Raw genomic sequence first — 23,122 nt, 5'->3', positions numbered from 1 at the left:
TCCACCCGCAGGGGTCAGCGCTCGCGCAGCCGGGCACGCATCCTTGCCCAGCCCCCGGGACTGACAACGAAGGACAGCAGGAACCCTGCGCCAAAGCCCGCAAGCTCGGCCACCCAATGCAGGCCGCCGCCGAAGATCAGCCCGAACAACAACTGACACGCCATCAGCATCCCGATCAGGCTGAAGGCGCGGTACTGGCTGGATCCGGTCCCCGCAAGGCGCATCCACAAAAGCCATGTAAAGGCCCCGATCAGCCCGTAAACCGCCGGATAGCCGCCAATCAGCGGCGCCTGAACCCCGGGCAGCGCGGTATAGGCCAGCGCCCCGACAAGGGCGGCGCCAAAAAACACCAGCGCCACGCCCCACCAGCGGAACACCTCCCCCACCATCTTGCCAAGGGCCAGCAGGAAGACGATCACGAAAATCGCATGGGTCAGATTGCCATGGACCAGCGGATAGCTGACCAGTCGCATCAGGTGATGCGGCGGGTAGTCCCCCAGGGAAATCATCGCGCGCATGAGGTCCGGCGAAAAGGCAAAGCGTTCCATCGCCTGCAGCCGCCAGCCCACGCCCTCGGCCCCGCCAAGGATCCCGCGTGAGGCAAGGTTCAGCACCGTCTCCATCGCGATGATCGGCAGCGCAAGGATCCAGACAATTGCGGGCAGCGGGTTCAGCGGCGCCGCATTGGGGTCGGTGGTCATGCTCAATCCTCAAATGTTGCGGGGCCCGGGTGTCCCGCGCCTCGGCTGTCACGGGTGCTGTCGATTGACGCCCCTTTCCCCCGAAGGTAAGCGAGGGACCAGCCAGTTTCCAGACGGAGTTTCCCCCCATGTCTGCCCCCATGTCCGCGCCGACCGATGCCGCCGTGACCTTTCCGACCCGGATCTTCTCGGGGATCCAGCCTTCGGGGGGGCTGACGCTGGGGAATTACCTTGGTGCGCTCAAGCGGTTCGTCGAGAAACAGGATCAGGGCATCGAGACGATCTATTGCCTTGTCGACATGCATGCGATCACCGTCTGGCAGGACCCCGAACGCCTGCGCCACCAGACGCGTGAGGCGGCAGCCGCCTTCATCGCCGCGGGCATCGACCCGAAACGGTCGATCCTGTTCAACCAAAGCCAGGTCGGCGCCCATGCCGAACTCGCGTGGATCTTCAACTGCATCGCGCGCATGGGCTGGATGGGCCGCATGACGCAGTGGAAGGACAAGACGGCGGGCAAGAATGCCGAGGCGCAATCGCTGGGGCTCTTTGCCTATCCCGCACTGATGGCGGCCGATATCCTTGTCTATCGCGCAACCCATGTGCCGGTGGGCGAGGATCAGAAGCAGCATATCGAACTGACCCGCGATATCGCGATCAAGTTCAACAATGACTATGGTGTGAACTTCTTTCCCGTCGCCGAACCGGTGATCGAGGGGGCAGCGGCGCGGGTGATGTCCTTGCGCGACGGCACCAAGAAAATGTCGAAATCCGACCCGTCGGATCAAAGCCGCATCAACCTGACCGACGATGCCGACACGATTGCCAAGAAGTTCCGCAAGGCCAAGACCGATCCCGAACCGCTGCCCGACACGGTCGAGGGGCTGGCCGACCGGCCCGAGGCGCGCAATCTGGTGAATATCTATGCAGGCCTTTCCGGGACCACCGCGCCCGAGGTTCTGGCGCAATATGGCGGCGCGCAATTCGGCACGTTCAAGCCCGCGCTGGCCGATCTGGCAGTGTCGGTGCTGTCGCCCATCACCACCGAGATGAACCGCCTGATGGCCGATCCGGCCGAGATTGACCGGATCCTGGGTGACGGGGCGGACCGGGCCGATGCGATTGCCCGGCCGGTGCTGGAAGAGGTTTACGACATCGTCGGTATGGTGCGCTCACGCCGCCGCTGAGGGCGACGAAGGGCGGATTACAAAACAAGGGCGCGTAATCGATCACCGGCACACGCCCTTTTCAACTCCAGCCCGGGCCCAGCACTAATGCCCGTGGCCCTCTGCACTGCTTTTTCTGTCTCCAAATATCCCGGGGGGTGAATTTGGCACAGCCAAAGAGGGGGCAGCGCCCCCCTGCACGCTCAGATCCTATCGCCATGCCGGGTCAATTCGCCCGCAACTGCTGGGCAGGCGGTCTCCACAGCAAACCCCGCAAGCGTCAGAGCTTTGACAGTTTCTTCTGCAATTCGGCAAGCTGGGCCTTGATCTGGGCCAGTTCATCCTCGGCCTTCTGATCCGGCGCGCCCTCGCTGCCTGCCTCCTTGCCGCCCTGCGGTCCGGGCCATCCGGGCATATTGCCCATCATGGACTTGAGAAACGCCTCCTGCTGCTTGCGCATCGCCTCAAAGCCCGGCATCGCGGCCATCGGATGCGGCACCTTGGTCAGGTTTTCCATCATCTTGGACTGACTTTCGCGCAGCATTTCAAACGATGTCGCCAGAAACTGCGGCACTACGCTTTGCACGCCACTGGCATAGCTGCGCACAAGATCATTCAGCACATCGACCGGCAGGACGCTTTCGCCCTTGGCCTCATGTTCGGCGACGATCTGCAAAAGATATTGCCGGGTCAGGTCATCGCCCGATTTCAGGTCGATGATCTGGACTTCGCGGCCCGAACGGATGAAGCCCGCGATATCCTCAAGCGTCACATAATCCGAGGTCTCGGTATTGTAGAGGCGGCGGCTCGCATAGCGCTTGATGAGAAGCGGCTTGTTGTCCTCGGCCATAGGGCCCCCCTGCGGCATGTTGCACTGCGGCAAAGTCTAGGACAGTGAAAACCAAAAAGAAAGGGCGGGCTTTCGCCCGCCCCTTGCGCGTCACCCGCCCGGGAGGAAATGGGTCGGTGCTGCGCCGATCCCGAAGGATTACTTCGCAGCTGCAGAAGCTTTCTTCACAGCGGCGGTGGTGTCGGCGGTGGCTTTCTTCACGGCAGCGGTGGTTTCCTCGGTAAGGTCCTTGCCGGCGGCCAGCATCAACTCAACCGTTTCCATCTGCACTTTCTTGGCCACTTCGGCGAAGGCAGCCATGTTCTCGGCAGCCATCTCGGCCGAAACCGAGGCGAAATCGGTGGCGGCTTTGGTGTAATCGGCCGGATCGGTCTTGGCCTTGGTCAGATCAACCGACTTGGCCAGCGTGTCCTTCACCCATTTCGAGGTGATCTCGGTCGACTTCTCGGCGGCTTCGATTGCCACTTTCGACAGTTTCTCGGCCATCGCAGCCTGGGTTTTGAACGCGTTCTTCATTGCGTCATTGTCCATCGGGAACGAACCCATCATGTCTTGCATCATCTTGGTCATATCGGGGGTCTTGGTCATGTCATCTCTCCATTGCGGTGCGTGGGGCGTCACGCGTTTTGCTATGGAACGAATATAGATGCTGCACTGCAGCATTTCAAGTGAATTTTCTGCAACGCAGCATAAACCACCGGCAGCGAGGCACAATTCTGGCGCGCCTCGCTGAATTCTATCGCCACATCAATCGCTTGCCGGAAGGGCCGGAATGGCCTTCACATAGGCCCCGGGCGCAGGGCCAAGCGGCGGATGGTCCGAATCGCCCGGTTCACGCGCCGCGACCTGCTTGCCGGAATGGCCCGCCAGCCATTCGCCCCAGCGCGGCCACCAGCTTGCCTTGTGGAACTCGGCGCCCTCCATGAACGCCTCGGGCGTCGACATCGGGGCGGGGTTCACCCAATGGCCGTATTTCCCCTTCGAAGGCGGATTGACGATCCCGGCGATATGGCCCGATTGCGACACGATGAAGGTCTTGTTCTTCGAACCCATCTGCCGGATGCCGTTATAGCTGCCCTTCCATGCCGCGATATGGTCGGTTTCGCAGGCGATGGCGCAGACCGGCAGCTTGATCTGGCCAAGGCTGACCGGTTCACCGAAGACCGGAAATTCACCCTGCGCAAGACCGTTGCCCTGACATAGCCCCCGCAGATATTCGATGGCCATCTTCGCGGGCAGATTGGTGCCGTCGCCGTTCCAGTACAGCAGATCGAAGGCAGGCGGCGCCTCACCCATCATGTAGCTTTTGATCGCGGGCTGATAGATCAGGTCATTCGAGCGCAGAAAACTGAAGGTCCGCGCCATGAAGGTCTTGTCCAGAACGCCATCCGCCGCGACCTGCCGTTCGATCCCGTCCACGAAATCATTATCCAGAAAGACGCCAACCTCACCCGGATCCGAAAAATCGGTCAGCGTGGTAAAGAAGGTTGCCGATTTCACGGTCTTGTCACCGGCCCGTTCCAGATGCGCCAGCGTCAGCGACAGGGTGGTGCCCGCGATGCAATAGCCGACCGCATTGACCTGCTTGGTGCCGCAGATGCGGCGCACCTCGGCCATGGCGCGGAGATACCCGTCCCGGATATAGTCATCCAGCCCGACCTCGGCATAGGTCGGATCGGGGTTGACCCAGGACACGACAAACAGGGTGAAGCCCTGATCGACGATCCATTTGATCAGGCTGTTCTGCGGTTTCAGATCAAGGATGTAGAACTTGTTGATCCATGGCGGAAAGATGATGAGCGGGATCTCATGCACCTTTTCGGTCGTCGGCGAATACTGGATCAGTTCCATCATCCGGTTGCGATAGACGACCTCTCCGGGCGTGGTCGCGATATTCTCACCCACCTGAAACGCATCCTTGTCGGCCAGCGTCACGATCAGGTCGCCGTCATTGCTTTCGATATCGCGCACAAGATTTTCCAGCCCGCGCACAAGACTGTCGCCATCCGTCGCCACCGCCTTTTCCAGCGCATCCGGATTGGTGCCCAGAAAATTGGTGGGGGAGAACAGATCGACGATCTGGCGCGAGAAATATTCGACCCGTTTCCGGTCGGCCGGGTCCAGATGGTCCAGCGACGCGACTGCCCCGGTCACGGCCTCGGCATTCAGCAGGTATTGCTGCTTGATATAGTTGAAAAACGGATGCGTCTGCCACAGCGGGTTCGAGAATCGCCGGTCCTGCGGTGTCGGGTCCGCAGGGGCCTTCAGCTCTCCCTTAAGCAGAATGTGCTGGGCATCGACGTAATGTTTAAGGCTCTTTCCCCAGTAGGTGATCTGATGCTCCAGTATTTTCGACGGATTCTGCATCATTTCTGCAACATAGGCGGCTGTGGCCTTCATATAGACCTCCTGACTGGGGCCGCTCAGCGCAGGATCGGCGTTTTTGCGACGTGCGAATGCCGCAGTCAGACGTTGGGACAACTCCTCCATCTTGGCCAGATTGGCGTTCAGGCGGGCAATACGCTCACCTTCTTCCTTGGTCGTGGTTGTCATCCCGATCTTTCCCCCGCATATTTGCTGCTACGCAGCATGTCCCCAGCGGCGCCGCATCGGCGCAACGCGGCGGATTGGCAGCGTCGCCCGTCGGGCCAGGAGATGCCATGAAGTATATGACGACCTATGACATGATGGAAAGTGCGCGCAACACCAACGAATGGTTGGGTGCCACCGCGCGGGCCATGGCGTCCTACCCCGCCTTTGCCCTGTCGATGAATCCGGCCCTGCCGCTGATGGCGGCCTGGGGTGAGGTGACCGAGCGCACCTTTGGCCGCATGGTCGTCAAGCCCGACTGGGGCATCCGGTCGATCCCGGGCGCACAGGGGCAGGACCATCTGGTCGATGCGGTTCCGGTGGTCGAACGTCCCTTCGGCGATCTGGTGCAGTTTCAGGTTCGCCGCCGCGCGCCGATGGCCCGCAAGGTCATGCTGGTGGCCCCCATGTCAGGCCATTACGCAACGCTGCTGCGGTCCACCGTGGCCAGCCTGCTGCCCGATTGCGATGTCTATGTGACCGACTGGCACAATGCCCGCGACATTCCGGTTTCCGCCGGCAAGTTCGATGTCGAGGATTATACGCTCTATCTGGTGGATTTCCTGCGCCATCTGGGCCCCGACACCCATGTGATCGCGGTCTGTCAGCCCGTGCCGCTGACGCTGGCCGCCGTCGCGTATCTGGCCGGTGAGGAACCTGCCGCGCAGCCCCGGTCGATGACGCTGATCGGTGGCCCGGTTGATCCCGATGCCGCCGCCACCGAAGTCACCGATTTCGGCCGCCGCGTCACGATGGGCCAGTTGGAACAACTGGCAATTCAGCGCGTCGGCTTCAAATACAAGGGGGCCGGTCGGCTGGTCTATCCGGGGCTTTTGCAGTTGCAAAGTTTCATCTCGATGAATGCCGAACGCCATTCCAAGGCGTTTTCCGAACAGATCATGCGGGCGGCGCGGGGCGAATCCTCGGATCATGACGCGCATAACCGGTTCTATGACGAATATCTGGCCGTGATGGACATGACCGCGGAATTTTATCTGTCCACCGTGGAACGGATCTTCAAGAACCGCGAGATCGCGCGCAACTGCTTTACCGTGGCGGGCAAGGCGGTCGATTTCGGCGCGATCACCAATGTCGCGGTGAAGGTGGTCGAAGGCGCGAATGACGATATTTCCGCGCCGGGGCAGTGTCTGGCGGCGCTTGATCTGCTGACCAACCTGCCGGATGAAAAGAAAGCCTCGCATCTGGAGCCGGGCGCGGGCCATTACGGCATCTTCGCGGGCAAGTCCTGGCGGCTGAACATCCGCCCGCTGGTGCTGAACTTCATCGACGCCAATTCCGCCGCCCCGGCCAAGTCGCGCAGTCCGCGCGTGGTGGCCGGCTGAACAAGGGCGCGACTATCAGCCTGCGCTGAGGGGCCGGGATGACCCGACAGGTGCGGTCAGTCCCTGTCGGGTGCGCCCGCCGTGACCTCAGCCACCGCACCGGCGATCAACGCAAGGCATTCGGGCGTGGAAAAGCGGTGATCGGCGCCCTTGACCAGTGTCAGGCGGCAATCATTTGCCTCCAGATGATCCAGCAGGCGCAGCGCGACCGCAGGCGGCACATCGGTATCCGCTGTGCCCTGCAACAGCCGCACCGGGCAATCCAGCCGCAAGGGCCGGTCCAGAACCTGCTGGCTGCGGCCGTCCTCGATCAGGCGGCGGGTGATGGGATAGGGTTCGTCCGAATAATCCGAAGGCCGGGCCACCTGCCCTGTCCGCGCCATTTCCTGCCGCTGGTCCCCGGTGAATTCGGCCTCCATCGCCTGCGTGAAATCGGGCGCGGCGGCAATGCCCACCAGCCCCGCCACATGGTCCGGCATGGCGCGGGCGACCAGCAACGCGATCCAGCCGCCCATCGACGACCCGACCAGAATTTGCGGCCCCTCGGTCAGCGCGGCAAGGGCGCGCATCGCATCCTGCGCCCAGTCCCCGATCGTCCCTTCGACAAAATCGCCGGAACTGTGGCCATGGCCGGAATAGTCGAACCGCAGGAATGCACGGCCCTCTGCGCGGGCCTGATCCTCAAGGTAAACCGCCTTGGTCCCCTGCATGTCCGAGCGGAACCCGCCCAGAAACACGATGCCCGGCAAATCCGCACCCGGCCCGGTCGCCGCAAGCCGGTGATAGGCGATCCGGCGCCCCTCGGGCGTGTTCAGATAGTCGGGCATTGGTCACAGCCTCCTGTCGCTTCGCAGGCTCCCGGCGCGTGGCGACGGGCCCCGGTTGCGCCGTCAGATCTGTTTTTCAGGCATCTGGACGCGCAGACCGTCCAGCGCGTCGCTGATCTTCAACTGGCAGGTCAGGCGCGACCGGACCGGATCGGGCTGCCATGCGAAATCCAGCATATCAGCCTCCATCGCGTCGCGCGGCGGCAGGCGATCCACCCAGGCGGGATCAACATAGACATGGCAGGTGGAACAGGCACAGGCCCCGCCGCAATCGGCCTCGATGCCCGGGATGCCGTTATCGCGCGCACCTTCCATCACGGTCAGGCCGGTTGCGACCTCGACCACATGTTCCCGCCCGCCATGTTCCACATAGGTGATCTTCGCCATCCTTCGGTCCTTCTTCCCACGATTTCCGTCCGGCAGATGCTGCCTGCACTTTCCTCGGACATAGGCGAATTCGCGGCGCTTTGCCAGTGGCACAGGTGCTGCAATCGGGTGCGCAGCGGGCCGGATGCGGCGGTTCACGGCCCGCAGGACAGACCGCCACTTTTCATGGCCGCGTTTGGCGCTATGCTGAACCCCGGGTCAGCCAGTCCTGTTCGGCCCGCCTTCCTCATACCAGACCCGGCGATCCGATGACCCGTTTCCTTGCAATCCCGCTGATCCTTGCACTGGCGGCCTGCCAGTCTGCTGCCCCCCTGCGGGACGGTGCGCCCGATCTTGCTGCCGAACTGGTTCCCAGACGGGATGCGACCCCGCCCGAGGGGCCAGCCGGGGCCTGCTGGGCGTCGGACACGGTTCCTGCGGTGATCGAGACGGTGACGGAACAGATCCTTGACGAGCCCGAACGCCGCGCCGCCGATGGCCGCGTGACGCAACCCGCCGTCTTTCGCAGCGAACAGCGCCAGCGCATCCTGTCAGACCGCCGCGAGGTCTGGTTCCGCGCCCCCTGCCCGTCAGAACAGACCCCCGATTTCATTGCCTCCCTGCAACGCGCGCTGAAGGCGCGGGGGGTCTATCTGGACCCGGTCACAGGGGTCGCGGATGCCGCCACCGCCCGGGCGGTGCGCCGCCATCAGGCGCCGCTTGGGCTGGACAGCCCGGTTCTGGCCCTTGCCACGGCGCGGGCCCTCGGGATTTCAGCGGCGGATCTGGGGCGCTGACACCCTGACGGAATGCAAAACGGGGACCGACCCCAAACGGGGACGGAATGCAGAACGGGCGCGACCCGAAGGACCGCGCCCGTTGCGAAATCTACAGCCCGGACGACCCCGCGCTTATTCGATGGCCAGCGCCACAAAGCGCGGATCGCCCCCGCGACGGATCAGCAGCAGAAGCGACTTGCGGCCCGCATCGCGCGCCTCGTCGATCCGGTCCTGCAGATCCTTCACCTGCACGACCTTCTGCTGGCCCGCTTCGGTAATCACATCGCCGCTGCGCAGCCCTTTTGTGTAAGCCTCGGAAAGTTCATCGACATTGGTGACGGCCAGACCTTCGGTATCGTCCGGGAGCCCGAGCTGTTCCGCCTGTTCGGGGGTCAGAGGCTGGACACTAAGCCCCAGCAATTCGGCCGATTGGGGTTCGGCAGAGGGCGCGGTATCGGTGGGGAACGCTTCTCCTTCGGCCTCTTCGCGGCGGCCCAGTGTGACCGACAGGGTCTGCGTAGTGCCGTCGCGCATCACGATTACGCGCACGGCCTCACCGACCGGTGCATCGGCGACACGGCGCACAAGTTCGCGCGTGTCGGCAACCGGCGCGCCGTCAAAGCTGGTGATGACATCGCCCGAAAGCATGCCCGCATCCTTGGCCGGACCGTCCGGCACATCCGTGATCAACGCGCCTTTGGCATCCTCCAGCCCCATCGCCTCGGCAACATCTGCGGTGACGTCCTGAATGCGCACGCCCAGCCAGCCGCGGCGGGTTTCGCCGAATTCCTTCAACTGGCCCACAACCTTGGTGACCACATTCGAAGCCATGGAAAAGCCGATCCCGATGGACCCGCCGGTGGGCGACAGGATCGCGGTGTTCACGCCGATCACCTCTCCGTCCATGTTGAACAGCGGACCTCCCGAGTTGCCGCGGTTGATGGCGGCATCGGTCTGGATGTAATCGTCATAGGTGCCCGAAAGCGCCCGGCCCCGGGCCGAAACGATGCCCGCGCTGACCGAAAACCCCTGTCCCAGCGGGTTACCCATCGCCATGACCCAGTCGCCGACGCGCATCAGATCGCTGTCGCCAAAGGGCACGAAGGGCAGCGGCTCATCGCTTTCGACCTTCAAAAGCGCGATATCGGTCTTCGGATCGGTGCCCACGACTGTGGCGTTCAGACGCTTGCCCGAAAAGAACTCGATCTCGATATCATCGGCTTTTTCGATGACGTGGTTGTTGGTGACGATGAACCCGTCCTCGGAAATCACGAAGCCCGAGCCAAGCGCCTCGGACCGGCGCGGTCGGCCCTGTTCGCCGCCACCGTTGCGGTCCATGAATTCACGGAAGAACTCCTCGAAAGGAGATCCTTCGGGAACCTGCGGCGTGGCGCCGGTGCTGGCAGCGACGGTGGTGGAGGTGGTGATATTGACGACCGAGGGGCTGATATTCTCGGCCAGATCGGCAAAGCTGCCGGGCACGCCGCGCGCTTCGGCAGCGATGACCTGCGACAGCGCAAGCGCAAGGCCGAGGACAAGGGCCAGAAAACCCCGGCTGAGGGCTGAGACAGCGGCCGGTTTACGGATCGCCATCGCGCCGTTGGTGTGAGAGTTGCTTCTGGGACGCACTCGAAACTCCTTTTCAAATCTCGGGCCGGGCGGGCCATGGGGCCACCGGCCTCGGCATGGCGCATCCTTCATCTAGGAAGCATCCGATGCAATACAAAGCCCGTCGCGATGTCTCAACAGGATGTGATGATCCATCCTTGCATGACAGGCCGCAACAGGAAAGGGGCCGCCGCATCAGATGCAGGCGGCCCCTTCCGGGTCAATCGGGCCGGATCGAACGGTTCCGGCCCGGCATCGGATCGCGGCCCTGTGCCCCTATTCGGCAACAGGGGCGGTCTGCGTCGCGGCCTGTGGCGCGCCTTGCCCCGGATCAACCTGCCCCGGCGCCGGCGCGACGCTGTCGCTGCGCAGATATTCGAAGAACTGGCTGTCGGGCTGCATCACGATCGACGAATTCTCACCGCGCAGCGCCCGCTCATAGCTGGTCATCGACCGCGTGAAGGCGAAGAATTCGGGATCGCGCCCGAACGCCTCGGCATAGATGCCGTTTCGTTGCGCATCGGCCTCACCCCGGATCACCTCGGCGTCCCGCCGCGCGCCCGAGGTCAGTTCGACCACCGTCCGGTCTGCGGTCGCCCGCACGCGCTGCGCCGCCTCGTTCCCGCGGGCGATCTCATCGGCAGCCTCGCGTTCACGTTCCGCCCGCATCCGCGCAAAGGTCGCGGCAAGGTTCTGTTCCGGAAGATCGGTGCGCGTCAGACGCACATCGACCACCTCGATCCCCAGCGCCGAGGATTCCCGCCTTGCCCGGTCCCGGATCTGGTTCATCAGGCTGGTCCGGTCCTCGGACAGCACCCGGTTCGACGGCACGGAACCCAGAACCTCACGGATCGCGGCATTCAGGATCCGTTCAAGCCGGACTTGCGCGGCGCGAACGCCCTCGGTCCCGACGGATTCGCGGAAATTGACCAGATCGACGATACGCCAGCGCGCAAAGGCATCGACCACAAGACGGCGGTCATCCAGCGGCGTGACCTCCAGAGGCTGGGTCAGAAAGCCCAGAATCCGCCCGTCATAGCGCACGACTTCCTGAATCAAGGGGATCTTGAAGCCAAGGCCCGGATCCTCCTTGATCTGCTTCACCTGACCGAATTGCAGCACCAGCACCTTTTCCCGTTCGTCCACGATGAACATCGATGACAGGGCCACAGCCGCGACGACACCGATCGCGGGAAGGATCATTGCAGCTTTCATCAGTTGGTCCCTCCGGTGGCGGATGCGCCGGGGCGCGGCGTCAGTTCATTGAGCGGCAGATAAGGCACGACGCCCTGACCATTGCCGGCCTCGCCCGAAACCCCGTCAAGGATCACCTTGTTCATCGAGCCCAGCACAGTTTCCATCGTCTCAAGATACATGCGGCGGCGGGTGACATCGGGTGCCTTCACATATTCCTCATAGACCGACAGGAAGCGGCTTGCCTCACCCTCGGCGTTGTTGACGACCTGCGCGCGATAGGCTTCGGATTCCTCCAGCAGCCGCGCGGATTCACCGCGCGCGGCGGCAGTGACGCGGTTGGCATAGGCGTCGGCCTCTTTCTCAAGGCGGTCGCGTTCCTGCTGTGCGGCCTGCACCTCGCGGAAACTGTCGATCACCTCACGCGGGGGGTCGGCCTTGTCGAAGTTGACCCGGACAACATTGATCCCCGCCTCATAGCTGTCCAGCGTTCCCTGCACCGCGGCCAACAGATCTGACGCGATCAGGCCTCGGTCGCGGTTCAGGACCGGTGCGAGTTCCGACCGCGCGATGATGTCGCGCATCGCGGATTCCGCAACCGCGCGGATCGTGTCCGACGGATCGGCAAGATTGAACAGAAAGGCCGCCGGATCCGAGACGTTCCAGACGATCTGGAATTCGATATCGACGATGTTCTGGTCGCGCGTCAGCATCAGCCCGCTGTCCATCGCGCCACTGCGCCCGGTTCCGATATCGGTCTGGCGTTCGCCCGTGACCTGCACGATTTCCGCCGTCACCACCGGCCAGGGTGCGAAATTCAGACCCGGATTGCCGACCGCGCTGAATTCACCCAGGAACAGTTCCACCGCCCGCTCTTCGGGCCGTACGGTGTAAAAGGACGCAAAGGACCAAAGGCCCAGCGCCACCAGAACACCCAGTCCGATGCCCTGTTTCGTCAGCATCGGCCCCGGTCCGCGCCCGCCCGGAGCGCCACCGCCCCCCGGACCGTTCGGGCCACGGCCACCGCGCCCGCCCATCAGGACGCGCAATTGTTCCTGACCCTTTTTCATGATCTCGTCGATCTCGCGGATCTGGGGGCCTTCACTGCCGGGCTTGCGGCCGTTTCCGGGGCGATCCTCGCCGCCGCGATTGTCATCGCCGCGATTGCCGCCGCCGCCACCACCGCCCCCCCAGGGGCCTCCGTTTCCAGACATGGGTTTCCCTTCCTGTAGTCTTTGCGTTCAAACTGGTCATCGCCAGCCGATTTTCAAGCCGTTAACCGATCCGCCGCACGGGATTGCGCAGGGTGACCAGTTCTTCGGCCATGGTCGGATGCACCGCAACCGTGCGGTCGAAATCCTCTTTCGTCGCTCCCATCGTCACCGCGATGGCCGCAAGCTGGATCAACTCCCCTGCGTTTTCCGCCACGATGTGACAACCCAGAACCTTGCGGCTGTCGGCGCAGACGACAAGTTTCATCATCACCTTGTCCGGACGCCCGGCAAACGCCGTCCGCATCGGCCGGAACGCGGTCGCATAGATCTCGATCGGACCTCTGGCCGCAGCCTCTTCCTCGGTCAGGCCGATCGCCCCAAGCTCGGGCTGGGTGAAGACCGCCGAGGCGACCAGGCTGTGATCCATGCGGCGGCGCTGACCGCCAAAGACTGTATCGGCAAAGGCATGACCTTCGCGGATCGCCACCGGCGTCAGGTTGATCCGGTCCGTCACATCGCCCACGGCAAAGACCGAGGGCACGGCGGTCTGGCTGAAGTCATCAACAAGGATCTCGCCCTTGCGGCCCAGTCCGACCCCGGTTGCCTCCAGCCCCATATCGCCGGTATTGGGCAGGCGGCCCGTTGCATATAGCACCAGATCGAATTCCGCCGCGCCACCATCCGCCGCCGTGGCGCGGATGGCGCGGCCCGCCCGGTCCAGCCGCGTCACATCCGTTTCGCAACGGATCGTGATGCCCCGGTCCCGCATCGCCGATGCCACATGGTCACGCGCCTCGGCATCAAAGCCGCGCAGAATCTGGTCGCCCCGGTAGTAAAGGCTGACCTGCACCCCCAACCCCTGAAGGATGCAGGCAAATTCGCAGGCGATGAAGCCGCCGCCGACGATCAGCGCCCGTTCGGGCAGGCTGTCCAGCCGGAAGATCTCATTCGAGGTCACGGCAAGTTCCGCCCCCTCGATGGCAGGCACGAAAGGCCGCCCGCCGCTTGCAATCAGGATGTGTCGCGCGCGGATCAAACGCCCGTCGGCCAGCCGCACGGAATGAGCATCCTCCAGCACCGCGCGCTGATCATAGATCGTGACCCCTGCCCCGGTCAGACCAGAGCGATAGGCCGCCTCAAGCCGGTCAAGCTCGGCCTCAAGCCTGCCCCGGAAGGCGCGCCAGTCAAAGGCGCCGATCCGTGCATCCCAGCCATAGGCGCGGGCATCTTCGGCCAGATCGGCAAAGCCCGAGGCGAAGACCATCAGTTTCTTCGGCACGCAGCCCCGGATCACACAGGTGCCGCCCATCCGGTATTCCTCGGCCAGCGCCACTTTCGCACCATGGGTTCCCGCCGCAATCCGCGCCGCGCGCACCCCGCCCGAGCCGCCGCCGATCACGAAAAGATCAAAGTCGAAATCCAAGGCTCAGTCTCCCAGATCGGTGAAGATATTGTCGGTGGGTGCGAAGTCCACCCGCCCGTCCTCGGTCTCACCGGAATTGATGTCGCGCAGAACCACCCGCCCGTCGCCATGACCGATCACCACGATATCGCAGATGTCGATGAACAGCCCGTTCTCCACCACGCCCGGGATCTGGTTCAGCACCATGGCCAACTGGCGCGGATTGCCGATCCGCTTCAGATGCAGATCAAGGATGTAATTCGCCTCATCCGTCACCAGCGGCGCCTCGCCATTCATGCGCAGCGTCACATCGCGGTTCATCACATCCATCGCGACCAGCATTTCCTCGACCAGCGCCTTGGTCGTCTGCCAACCGAAAGGGATCACCTCCACCGGCAAGGGAAAGGCGCCAAGCTGCGTCACTTCCTTGGCGGCATCGGCGATCACCACCATCTGGTCGGACGCGGTGGCGACGATCTTTTCCTGCAAAAGCGCCGCCCCGCCGCCCTTGATCAGGTTCAGCGCCGGGTCGAATTCATCCGCGCCGTCTATGGTCATGTCCAGCCATTTCGCATCGTCCAGGGTCGTGATCGGCACACCCAATTGCCGCGCCAGTTCCGCCGTGCGGCGTGATGTGGGCACGCCCGTCACGCGAAGCCCCTCCTCGCGGACCCGCTCGGCCAGACAGCGCACCATCCAGGCGGCGGTCGAACCGGTCCCCAATCCGACCGTCATGCGGTCCTCGATCAGGTCGACCGCGCGTTTCGCGGCGACGAACTTGGCCTTGTCGATGGGGGACAGGTCGGCAGGCATGGCGGATCTCCGGCAATCAGGCTTCGGGCAGACTTCGGTCGGGCTTCGGGCTTGCCCGCATCTGCAGGCCCGGTGTTTATAGGCAAAGCCCCGCCGGGGCGCGAGGGGGCAATTTGCCTCTGCCCTTTGCGTCTGCCCTCTCCCTTCCGGCCCGCGCGCCCGGCCCCGGACGGCGGTTGCCTCCGGCGGAGGTATTTGGGCAAAGATGAAAGTCTGCCCCCCTCACCCTGGCCGAAAGATCTTCGGGGCTTAGCCGCAGAATGCGGCGAAGGGACGGAAAGCCCACCTGCCCGGCCCTGCTGCAACGCGCCCGCGTCGCCGCCGGTGGCGAAAGGTCGCTTCCGCCGCTTGCATCCCGCGCCCCGCCGGGCTCTGCTGCGCGCGAGACACTGCTGCCGTGTGGCCCCGGTTGGCGGGGTTGCACGGGAAGGGAACGCCGATGACCACTGCCTATGTCCTGCATTACGCCCCCGACAATGCCTCGCTGATCGTGCGGATCGCGCTGTCCGAGGCGGGTGCGGCGTTCACGACGCGGCTGGTTGACCGGCGTCGGCGCGCGCAGACGGAACCCGCCTATCGCGCGCTGGCACCGACCGGGCGGATCCCGGTGCTGGAAACGCCGCAGGGCCCGATTTTTGAAACCGGGGCCATCCTGCTGTGGCTGGCGGAACGCCACCCTGCCGCCGGGCTGGGCCCCGCCCCGGACAGCCCCGCCCGGGGCGATTTCCTGAAATGGCTGTTCTTTCTGTCCAACAGCCTGCATGCCGATCTGCGGCAGTTGTTCTATCCCGAAACGCAGGTGCCGCCCGGGGCGATTGCCGGTCATCACGCCATCACCTCGGCCCGGATCTTGCAGCATTTCGCCCTGATGGAGCGCGCCTGCGCCGATCATCCGGCGCTTTTTGCAGCCCCCTCGGTGCTGACGATCTATCTGTGTACGCTGATGCGTTGGTCGGTGCTTTATCCCGCCGGTCAGACGCGCTGGTTCGACGCTGCCGACTTCCCGACCCTGCTTGATCTTTGCCGCCGGACCGAGCAGCGTGCCGCTGTCCGGGACGCCGCCCTTGCCGAAGGCTTGGGCGACACCCCGTTTTCCGCCCCGCAACCCGCCTGCCCGCCCGAGGGCAGCGCAACCTGAGGTTCAGATGTTTCTGTCCGTATTCGACATGTTCAAGGTGGGGATTGGCCCCTCCTCCAGCCATACGATGGGGCCGATGGTCGCGGGGGGGATGTTTCTGGACCGGCTGCGCAACTCGCCGTTCCGGGCGCAGGGGCTGCGCGCGACGCTGCATGGCTCGCTCGCCTTCACCGGGGTCGGTCATGCCACCGACCGCGCCACGATTCTGGGTCTGGCAGGGTTTTCCCCCGCGACCTATGACCCCGAGGCCGCCGAGGCCGCCCTTGCTGCGATCCGCGCAACCAAATCCATCGACGCCCCGGGGATCGGGCCGCTGGCCTTCGATCCGGCGACCGATCTGGTTTTCGACTATGGCCCCAACCTGCCCGGTCATGCCAATGGCATGGTCCTGCGCGCCACCGATGCGCAGGGCGATGTGATCCTTGAGGAAACCTATTATTCCATCGGGGGCGGCTTCGTGCTGACCGACAAGGACCTTGCCGCCTCGACCGAGGCGCGCAAATCCGCCCCCGCCGCCGTGCCCCATCCGTTCGACAGCGCCGCCGCGATGCTGGAGATGGCGCGCGCCTCGGGCCTGTCCATCGCCGCGATGAAACGCGCCAATGAGCTGAAATTCCGCAGCGCCGCCGAGTTGGACAAGGGCATTGCCCGGATCTGGGAGGTGATGAACGGTTGCATTTCGCGGGGGATGGAAGGCAGCGGCATCCTGCCCGGCGGGCTGAAGGTGCGCAGGCGCGCCAAAGGCATCCACGAAAAGCTGATGGCCGAGCGGGGCCTGAACATGACGCCTCCCCATGTCATCAATGACTGGATGAGCCTTTATGCCATGGCTGTGAACGAGGAAAACGCTGCAGGCGGACAGGTCGTGACCGCGCCCACCAATGGCGCGGCGGGGGTGGTGCCTGCGGTGATCCGCTACTGGCTGGACCATGTGCCCGGGGCCTCACAGGCCCGCGTCGGGGAATTTCTGCTGACCGCCGCCGCAATCGGGGGGCTGTGCAAGCACAATGCCAGTATTTCGGGCGCGGAATGCGGCTGTCAGGCCGAGGTCGGTTCGGCGGCGGCCATGGCGGCGGCGGGGCTGGCGGCGGTGCTGGGCGGTACGCCCGAACAGGTGGAAAACGCCGCCGAGATCGCGCTGGAACATCATCTGGGCATGACCTGCGACCCGGTTAAGGGTCTGGTGCAGGTGCCTTGCATCGAGCGCAACGGACTGGGCGCGATCAAGGCGGTTTCGGCGGCCTCGCTGGCGCTTCGCGGTGACGGGCAGCACCTGGTCAGCCTTGATGCCTGTATCGAGACCATGCGCCAGACCGGCCGCGACATGAACGAGAAATACAAGGAAACCAGCCTTGGCGGCCTTGCCGTCAATGTACCGAATTGCTGAGCGGCGCGCAGAGGGGGTGAGATGCTGACGGATGAGATCCGCGCCGATATGGCGCAGGCGGTGCTGTGCTGGCTGGCCACGGTGGATGCCGATGGCCAGCCCAGTGTCAGCCCCAAGGAGATTTTCGCCCCCCATGGCGCCGACCGGGTGATGATCGCCGAAATCGCCTCGGCCGGCAGCCTGCGCAACATCCGCCAGAACCCGAAGGTCTGCGTCAGCCTGATCGACATTTTCCGTCAGCGCGGCTGGAAACTGACTGGCCAGGCCGAGGTGATCGCCCCCGGGGAGCCGCACTTTGCCGATCTTGGCGCCGAAGTGCTGCGCATGGCGGGCAGCGCCTATCCGGTGCGGCATCTTCTGTCGGTGAAAGTGCAGCGCGCCGTTCCGATCCTCGCCCCCAGCTATCGGCATTTCCCCGACCGCAGCGAGGCCGAGCGCGTGGCCGAGGCGCATCGCCTTTACGGCACGCGCCCCGCATCCGGGGGCTGAGCCGTCCCGGAACTTTCCGGCTCCCCGGGTGCCGACCGCATATGGCCCGCCTCACGCACCGCCGAATACAGCGCGAATTCGGCGCTGTTGCGCTTCAAAAGCCGCGTCAGCACCGCTTCGTCAAGCGTGTAATCGGCCATGTCATCATCGGGGCTGATATTGCGCAGCGGCATGCGCAGGGGCTGCGCCATGCGCTGTGAGAGGAAATCGACCAGAAGATCGGTGCGGCGATAATCGAACAGGTGATCGACCAGCGCGCGCGCGCCGTCCCAGCCGACGAAACGGTCCTGCCGCCCCAGCCTTGCCCGGTCAGGCCGCTTCGGGGCCAGATATTCGGTGACGAAATCGTTGAAGCTGACCGCCCGGGTGCTGACCGTCGAATCGGAAACCTGTTCGCGGCGGCGATAGCGATACCAGCTTTGCAGGCGGCGCAGCGGTTCGCGCAACACGGCCACAAGTTCCACCGGCCCGCCAAGCGCCGCTTCGACATCGGTGCGGAACCGCTGGTCAAAGGCCTCGGCCCGGATATGGCGCGGGGCCTTGGGGGCCAGGTCAGCCTCGGCCGAGAACGGCTCCAGCATCGCGCGCAGCGCAAGCGAGCCGGTCTTGGGGACCTCCAGCACGACAAGTCTCTGGGCGGGCAGGATCAGCATGGGCACCTTTCATTAGACCGGGAAGACCCTAGTCGGACCCTGCCCGCTCTGCAATGTCGCGAAGCCCGGGGCAAAGCACCGGACGACTGGGCAAAGGCGGGCGCGGGACGGCTTGCCTCCGGACCAGATGCGAAAATCTTTCATCAGAGTAAATCCGGGCTGGACCCGGCATGGCGGCGCGGCTACGGATTTTGTCATGACAAGCGCGCCCGCCCTTATGCCCTCGACCGACCGCATCCTTCCGGGTGTGGCGCTGATGATTGCCTTTTGCGCGCTGGCGCCGCTTCTGGATGTCTCGTCGAAACTGGCGGCGCAGACCCTGCCGGTTGGCCAGATCGTCGCGGCGCGTTTTGTCGTGCAGGCCGTGCTGATGCTGCCTGTCATCTGGTGGATGGGGCTTGGCTGGGGCATGTCCCCGCGCATGGCCGGGCTGGTCGTGCTGCGCGCGATCTTCCTGATCGTCTCGACCTATTGCTTTGTCGCCGCCGTGACGGTGATGCCGATTGCCGATGCGCTGGCCATCGCCTTTGTCGAGCCGTTCATCCTGCTGATCCTCGGCTCGATCCTCTTCGGCGATGAGGTCGGGCCGCGCCGGATTGCGGCCTCGGCCGTGGGGTTCGGCGGCGCCCTTCTGGTGATCCAGCCCTCGATTGCGGCCTTTGGCTGGGTCGCGGTCTTTCCGCTGGGCACGGCCTTTGCCTTTGCCTTCTACATGCTGATCACGCGGTCGATGTCGCGCGGGATGCATCCGGTCGCGATGCAGTTGCACACCGCCGTGGCCGGGTCGGTCATGATCCTGCCGCTGATCTGGCTGCTGGATGGGGGCCCCATTGCCAGCATCGGCTGGACCGATCCGGTTGGCCTTGAATGGCTCTGGCTGCTCGGTGTCGGTTTCTGGGCCTCGATCAGCCATATGTGCATGACCTATGCGCTGAAATTCGCGCCTTCAGCAACGCTGGCCCCGCTGCATTATCTGGAGATCGTGATGGCCGTGGCGCTTGGCTATGCGATTTTCGGGGATTTCCCCAACCTGATGACATGGGCCGGGATCATCGTGATTTCCGCCTCGGGGCTTTACGTCATCCACCGTGAACGGGTCAGCATGCGCGCGCGTGTCAGTCCCCCGACACCAACGCGCTGAACGCCGCTTTCAACCGGTTGCGCGGCAGGATCACCAGCATTCCGGCCGCATCAAAACGCAGATGAACCGGACCCGTCGCTGCGTTCGAGGTTCCCACCCGACCATCCGGGCGCAGATCCAGCCCCCGGATCGGCCAGCGCAGCCCTTCGGACAGGCCGGTGACCGGCGCCATGGGGAACAGGCTGACCCGGTCCCCCGAACGCAGAGGCAGCCGGATCGGGCGTCCGGCAGGGGCGGCAAAGACCACATCCTGCGCGCCCACCAGCAGGCAGGGCGGCGCCTCCTGCTGCTGAACTAGCGCCGAAAAGACCGCCAGTTCATGATCGACCCGCCCGCCCAGACAGCCAAGCGCCAGCACGAATCGCGCCCGGATCCGTGACAGCGCCTTTTCGAAATCGGTGCTGTCCTGTTCGGCAATCACATGGATCCGCCCCGCCAGCCGCTGCCGCGCCGCATCCGAGATCGAATCCATATCGCCGATGACGGCCCGGGGTTCGTGGCCCAGGCGCAGCGCGTGATCGGCGCCGCCATCGACAGCGACCAGATCGGGCGCCAGCGCCAGCCCCGCCTGCAGATCACCGCGCCGCACCGGACCGCCCGCCAGCAGGGTGGCCCCGCCGGTGACCTCAACAATCGGAAGAATCATGGTGATACTGTTTTCCAATTAAGGCACAATCCGTCACGCTGGACACAATCAATCCTTCAAATTACCTCTATCTGTCCACGGAATTGAACAGGCATCGAGGCGATATCTCGGCACATGTTCATAGAAAGCGAGTATCCGATGGTCGGAGCGAGCAAGATCCTGACGGTTTCCTACGGCACCTTTTCCTGCACTCTGGAAGGGTTCGACGATCCGTTCAACACGATGAAGGCGATTGCGGAATATTTCCGGGATCTGGCAGCGGATGACCGGTATTTCGGGGCCGAACCGCCGCAGCCCGATGCCGCGATGCTGCACCGGATCGCGGAACGTGAGGTGCAGCGCCGCGTCGAGGCCCGGGTTGAGGAAAACGGTGTCGTGCTGCGCGCAGGCGCTGAGGGTCAGGCCGCAGGCAGCACCCCGGCGCCCCGCCCCGCCCCGCCGCAAGCGCCAGACGATTCGATGGTTGCCCCGATGGCCAGTCTTGCCGCAAGGCAGAAGGCCGACCCCGCACCGGCCACGCCGCAGGGACAGCAGACGGAAGCAGGGCCCACGGCCACGCAGGCGGGGGCGGTCAGCGACAGCGTGGCCGCCAAACTGCAACGCCTGCGTCAGGCCGTAACTGTGTCGCGCGCCTCGGGCGAAACCACGCGACCGCCGCAAAACCTTGCCGCGATGCTGGCCGCCGCCGAGATCGAGGAAGCCGAAACCGCCGCAAGTGACGGACCGGATGAGGCTGACCGCCTTGCCACCGTGAAGGCCGAAGCCGAACGCATCGCAGCGGAACAGGCCGAGGCAGAACGTCTTGCCGCTGAAAAGGCGGAAGCTGAACGCATCGCGGCTGAACAGGCTGAAGCCGAACGCCTTGCTGCCGAGAAGGCGGAAGCGGAACGCGTCGCGGCTGAACAGGCCGAGGCTGGCCGCCTTGCCGCCGAGAAAGCCGAAGCCGAGCGCCTCGCGACTGAACAGGCCGAGGCGGAACGGCTTGCCGCCGAGAAGGCGCGGGTTGCCGAAGCGCAGGCCAAGGCGGACAGGCTGGCCGCCGAAGCCGCAGCGGAAATCGAACGAATGGCCGCCATTGATGCCGATGACGGCGCAGAGACGACCGGGGCCAAGAACGCCCCGGCAACCGCCCCCGCCTTGTCGCTGCCGACCTCTGCCGGGGCGGAGGCCGACAACGACGAGGCTGACAGTGACGCGGCCGAAGAGGCGGCGCTGCTGGCACAGTTCCTGACCGACACCCCGGACAGCCCCCCCCCCGCTCCGGAAGATGCCGCAGCGCAGGCGGCGGATGGCGCTATCAAGGATAAGGCGGAGGCCGACAGCGATCTGGTCGCAGACCTGACCGCTGGCCCCGCCGATGTCGGATCCGGCCTGCCCGAAGCCGCGCTTGTGCCAACCTCCTTCGGCGAGGATTTCGCGACCGATCAGGGCGAGGATCCGCTGACCATCGCAATGGAACCGGCTGAAGACGCGGCGACAGCCGGGGCAGAGACGGCAGAGCAGGATCTTGATGGCGCCACTCCCGATGCCAAGCTGCTGCAGGCAACCGGGGAGATCACGACCACACCGGACGACACGCCGGAACCGGTGGCGGATCTGTCCGCCGCCCTGCCCCCGGCCACTGCCCGTACCGAAGCAGCGGATCATCGCGCAACCGAGGCCGAAGCGGCCCCGGATACCGCAGGCACCGATCACGCAGATGGAGACGGTACCGACACGGACAATGCCGGAACGGGCGACGCCCCGCAGGATGCCGCAAGCCTGATGGCCCGGGCCAAGCGGGCGCGCGCGCGCGTCATCCGCATCCGCCGTGTCGATGCCCCGGCCCGGCCCGATGCCCCGACCCGGCCCGATGCGCTGCCGCCGGTTGCCGACAGCCCGGCACCGGCCGAACCGCTGGCCGGCGATGAAAGCGCCGCACAGGCCCCGGTGCAGCCCCGCCGCCCGGTGATGCCGCGCCGCCCCCGCCCGGATGCAGCACAGGATGAGGATGCCTCGGTCAAGCGGCTGATCGACCAGACGAATACCGAACTGGACGGACCCGAGAACCGCCGCCGCCTTTCGGCCATCGCTCATCTGAAGGCGGCGGTTGCCACCACGGTGGCGGATCGCAAGGCCGGTCTGGACACCAGACGCCCCAGCGACGAATCCCGGATCAGCCCCTATCGCACCGATCTTGAACGGGCAATGCGCCCGCGCGCCGCACAGCCTGGCGATCAGCCGGTCGCCCCGCCTGTTGAACGTCCCGCGCCGCTGGTTCTGGTCTCGGAGCAGCGCATCGACCGGCCTGCATCCCGGCCCGCCGCCGAGGACACGTCAGCCGCCCCCATGGTGACACCGATGCGCCCACATCGTGTGATGGGCGCGGGCAATCTTGCCATGCAGATGGCCAAGGAGGATTTCGAGGAGGACGAGGAACAGGCCCTGTCCGGTGCGGAAATCGGCACGATCTTCGATCCGCAACTGGATTTCGCCGGTTTTGCCGAAGGTCTGGGGGCGATCAGCCTGCCCGAACTGCTGGAGGCCGCCGCCGCCTATGCCCATTGCGCCGAAGGACAGGACAGCATGACGCGCCCGCATATCGTGCGGCATGTCACGCAACTGCGCCCCGAACTGGCCGATCGGCGCGAGGACATGCTGAGCGTGTTCGGTGTGCTGCTGCGGGAAGGCCGGATCGAAAAGGTCGGCCGCGGTCAATTCGCGCTGAACGCCGATGCGCCGGCACTGGCCGAGGGCCGCAAGCTGATCGAAGGGGACAGCGCAGAGTGATCCGCCTGCCCCGCAGGCGATGCGGGATCCGCGAAATGCTAAAGGCC

General features: G+C 64.8%; 21 protein-coding genes. 8 read left to right on the top strand and 13 right to left on the bottom strand.

Annotated elements, in window-relative coordinates; genetic code table 11:
* Positions 1-14 precede the first annotated feature (14 nt).
* Complete coding sequence (locus tag JL811_RS02125) at positions 15-701, bottom strand: rhomboid family intramembrane serine protease (RefSeq protein ID WP_202686668.1); 687 nt, start codon at positions 699-701, stop codon at positions 15-17.
* Positions 702-829: 128 nt separating this feature from the next.
* Between JL811_RS02125 and trpS the strand changes: the two genes are divergently transcribed.
* Complete coding sequence (trpS, locus tag JL811_RS02120) at positions 830-1,888, top strand: tryptophan--tRNA ligase (protein WP_237684728.1); 1,059 nt, start codon at positions 830-832, stop codon at positions 1,886-1,888.
* Positions 1,889-2,147: 259 nt separating this feature from the next.
* On the opposite strand, the gene phaR is transcribed toward trpS, so the two are convergent.
* The 3 genes from phaR to phaC all read right to left on the bottom strand — a co-directional run bounded on the left by phaR (position 2,148) and on the right by phaC (position 5,270).
* The gene (phaR, locus tag JL811_RS02115; RefSeq protein WP_202686667.1) at positions 2,148-2,717 is read right to left on the bottom strand and encodes a polyhydroxyalkanoate synthesis repressor PhaR; all 570 of its coding nucleotides are present in this window, start codon (positions 2,715-2,717) and stop codon (positions 2,148-2,150) included.
* 138 nt (positions 2,718-2,855) lie between these two features.
* Complete coding sequence (locus tag JL811_RS02110; protein WP_202686666.1) at positions 2,856-3,305, bottom strand: phasin family protein; 450 nt, start codon at positions 3,303-3,305, stop codon at positions 2,856-2,858.
* 159 nt (positions 3,306-3,464) lie between these two features.
* Positions 3,465-5,270 carry a class I poly(R)-hydroxyalkanoic acid synthase gene (phaC, locus tag JL811_RS02105; protein ID WP_202686665.1) on the bottom strand — a complete coding sequence of 602 codons (1,806 nt, stop codon included), beginning with the start codon at positions 5,268-5,270 and terminating at the stop codon, positions 3,465-3,467.
* A 107-nt stretch (positions 5,271-5,377) separates the two neighbouring features.
* Here phaC and phaZ point away from each other — a divergent pair, with 107 nt between their 5' ends.
* The gene (gene phaZ, locus JL811_RS02100; RefSeq protein WP_202686664.1) at positions 5,378-6,649 is read left to right on the top strand and encodes a polyhydroxyalkanoate depolymerase; all 1,272 of its coding nucleotides are present in this window, start codon (positions 5,378-5,380) and stop codon (positions 6,647-6,649) included.
* A 56-nt stretch (positions 6,650-6,705) separates the two neighbouring features.
* Here the strand turns inward: phaZ and JL811_RS02095 are convergent, their stop codons facing one another.
* A complete protein-coding gene (locus JL811_RS02095; protein WP_202686663.1) occupies positions 6,706-7,476 on the bottom strand; it encodes an alpha/beta hydrolase in 771 nt (256 codons plus the stop codon).
* A gap of 63 nt (positions 7,477-7,539) precedes the next feature.
* Entirely contained in the window at positions 7,540-7,863 is a 324-nt protein-coding gene (locus JL811_RS02090; protein ID WP_202686662.1) for a 2Fe-2S iron-sulfur cluster-binding protein, read from the bottom strand.
* A gap of 248 nt (positions 7,864-8,111) precedes the next feature.
* Here JL811_RS02090 and JL811_RS02085 point away from each other — a divergent pair, with 248 nt between their 5' ends.
* Positions 8,112-8,639: a peptidoglycan-binding domain-containing protein gene (locus tag JL811_RS02085; RefSeq protein WP_202686661.1), complete on the top strand. Its 528-nt coding sequence runs from the start codon at positions 8,112-8,114 to the stop codon at positions 8,637-8,639.
* A 114-nt stretch (positions 8,640-8,753) separates the two neighbouring features.
* On the opposite strand, the gene JL811_RS02080 is transcribed toward JL811_RS02085, so the two are convergent.
* The 5 genes from JL811_RS02080 to rpiA all read right to left on the bottom strand — a co-directional run bounded on the left by JL811_RS02080 (position 8,754) and on the right by rpiA (position 14,852).
* Positions 8,754-10,214 (bottom strand): DegQ family serine endoprotease, encoded by a 1,461-nt coding sequence (locus JL811_RS02080; protein WP_202687164.1) that lies wholly within the window; start codon positions 10,212-10,214, stop codon positions 8,754-8,756.
* 291 nt (positions 10,215-10,505) lie between these two features.
* Positions 10,506-11,444: a protease modulator HflC gene (hflC, locus tag JL811_RS02075; protein WP_420496756.1), complete on the bottom strand. Its 939-nt coding sequence runs from the start codon at positions 11,442-11,444 to the stop codon at positions 10,506-10,508.
* Positions 11,444-12,637: an FtsH protease activity modulator HflK gene (gene hflK / locus JL811_RS02070; RefSeq protein WP_202686660.1), complete on the bottom strand. Its 1,194-nt coding sequence runs from the start codon at positions 12,635-12,637 to the stop codon at positions 11,444-11,446. The genes hflC and hflK overlap by 1 nt, the downstream gene beginning before the upstream one ends.
* 61 nt (positions 12,638-12,698) lie before the next feature.
* Positions 12,699-14,060: a glutathione-disulfide reductase gene (gorA, locus tag JL811_RS02065; protein ID WP_202686659.1), complete on the bottom strand. Its 1,362-nt coding sequence runs from the start codon at positions 14,058-14,060 to the stop codon at positions 12,699-12,701.
* Between the two features lie 3 nt (positions 14,061-14,063).
* Positions 14,064-14,852, bottom strand: a complete 789-nt coding sequence (rpiA, locus tag JL811_RS02060) for a ribose-5-phosphate isomerase RpiA (RefSeq protein ID WP_202686658.1) — start codon at positions 14,850-14,852, stop codon at positions 14,064-14,066.
* Between the two features lie 439 nt (positions 14,853-15,291).
* Here rpiA and JL811_RS02055 point away from each other — a divergent pair, with 439 nt between their 5' ends.
* The 3 genes from JL811_RS02055 to JL811_RS02045 are packed head-to-tail and all read left to right on the top strand — an operon-like array spanning position 15,292 to position 17,866.
* Complete coding sequence (locus tag JL811_RS02055) at positions 15,292-15,990, top strand: glutathione S-transferase family protein (protein ID WP_202686657.1); 699 nt, start codon at positions 15,292-15,294, stop codon at positions 15,988-15,990.
* Between the two features lie 7 nt (positions 15,991-15,997).
* Positions 15,998-17,377: an L-serine ammonia-lyase gene (locus JL811_RS02050; protein WP_202686656.1), complete on the top strand. Its 1,380-nt coding sequence runs from the start codon at positions 15,998-16,000 to the stop codon at positions 17,375-17,377.
* Between the two features lie 21 nt (positions 17,378-17,398).
* Positions 17,399-17,866 carry a pyridoxamine 5'-phosphate oxidase family protein gene (locus JL811_RS02045; protein ID WP_202686655.1) on the top strand — a complete coding sequence of 156 codons (468 nt, stop codon included), beginning with the start codon at positions 17,399-17,401 and terminating at the stop codon, positions 17,864-17,866.
* On the opposite strand, the gene JL811_RS02040 is transcribed toward JL811_RS02045, so the two are convergent.
* Positions 17,836-18,519, bottom strand: coding sequence for a gamma-glutamyl kinase (locus JL811_RS02040; RefSeq protein ID WP_202686654.1), 684 nt, complete (start codon positions 18,517-18,519; stop codon positions 17,836-17,838). The two genes, JL811_RS02045 and JL811_RS02040, sit on opposite strands and share 31 nt — an antisense overlap.
* 196 nt (positions 18,520-18,715) lie before the next feature.
* Here JL811_RS02040 and JL811_RS02035 point away from each other — a divergent pair, with 196 nt between their 5' ends.
* Positions 18,716-19,660, top strand: coding sequence for a DMT family transporter (locus tag JL811_RS02035; RefSeq protein ID WP_202686653.1), 945 nt, complete (start codon positions 18,716-18,718; stop codon positions 19,658-19,660).
* Here JL811_RS02035 and JL811_RS02030 read toward each other — a convergent pair.
* Complete coding sequence (locus JL811_RS02030) at positions 19,635-20,306, bottom strand: thiamine diphosphokinase (protein WP_202686652.1); 672 nt, start codon at positions 20,304-20,306, stop codon at positions 19,635-19,637. The genes JL811_RS02035 and JL811_RS02030 overlap by 26 nt on opposite strands.
* A 138-nt stretch (positions 20,307-20,444) precedes the next feature.
* On the opposite strand from JL811_RS02030, the gene JL811_RS02025 reads away from it, so the two are divergent.
* The gene (locus JL811_RS02025) at positions 20,445-23,075 is read left to right on the top strand and encodes a hypothetical protein (protein ID WP_202686651.1); all 2,631 of its coding nucleotides are present in this window, start codon (positions 20,445-20,447) and stop codon (positions 23,073-23,075) included.
* The last annotated feature ends 47 nt before the right edge of the window (positions 23,076-23,122 follow it).

Origin of the sequence: Szabonella alba (assembly GCF_016765775.1) — a bacterium.
Lineage (GTDB): Bacteria > Pseudomonadota > Alphaproteobacteria > Rhodobacterales > Rhodobacteraceae > Szabonella > Szabonella alba.
Note: the sequence above shows the minus strand (reverse complement) of the source record. Positions and strands in the feature narration are given on the sequence as shown.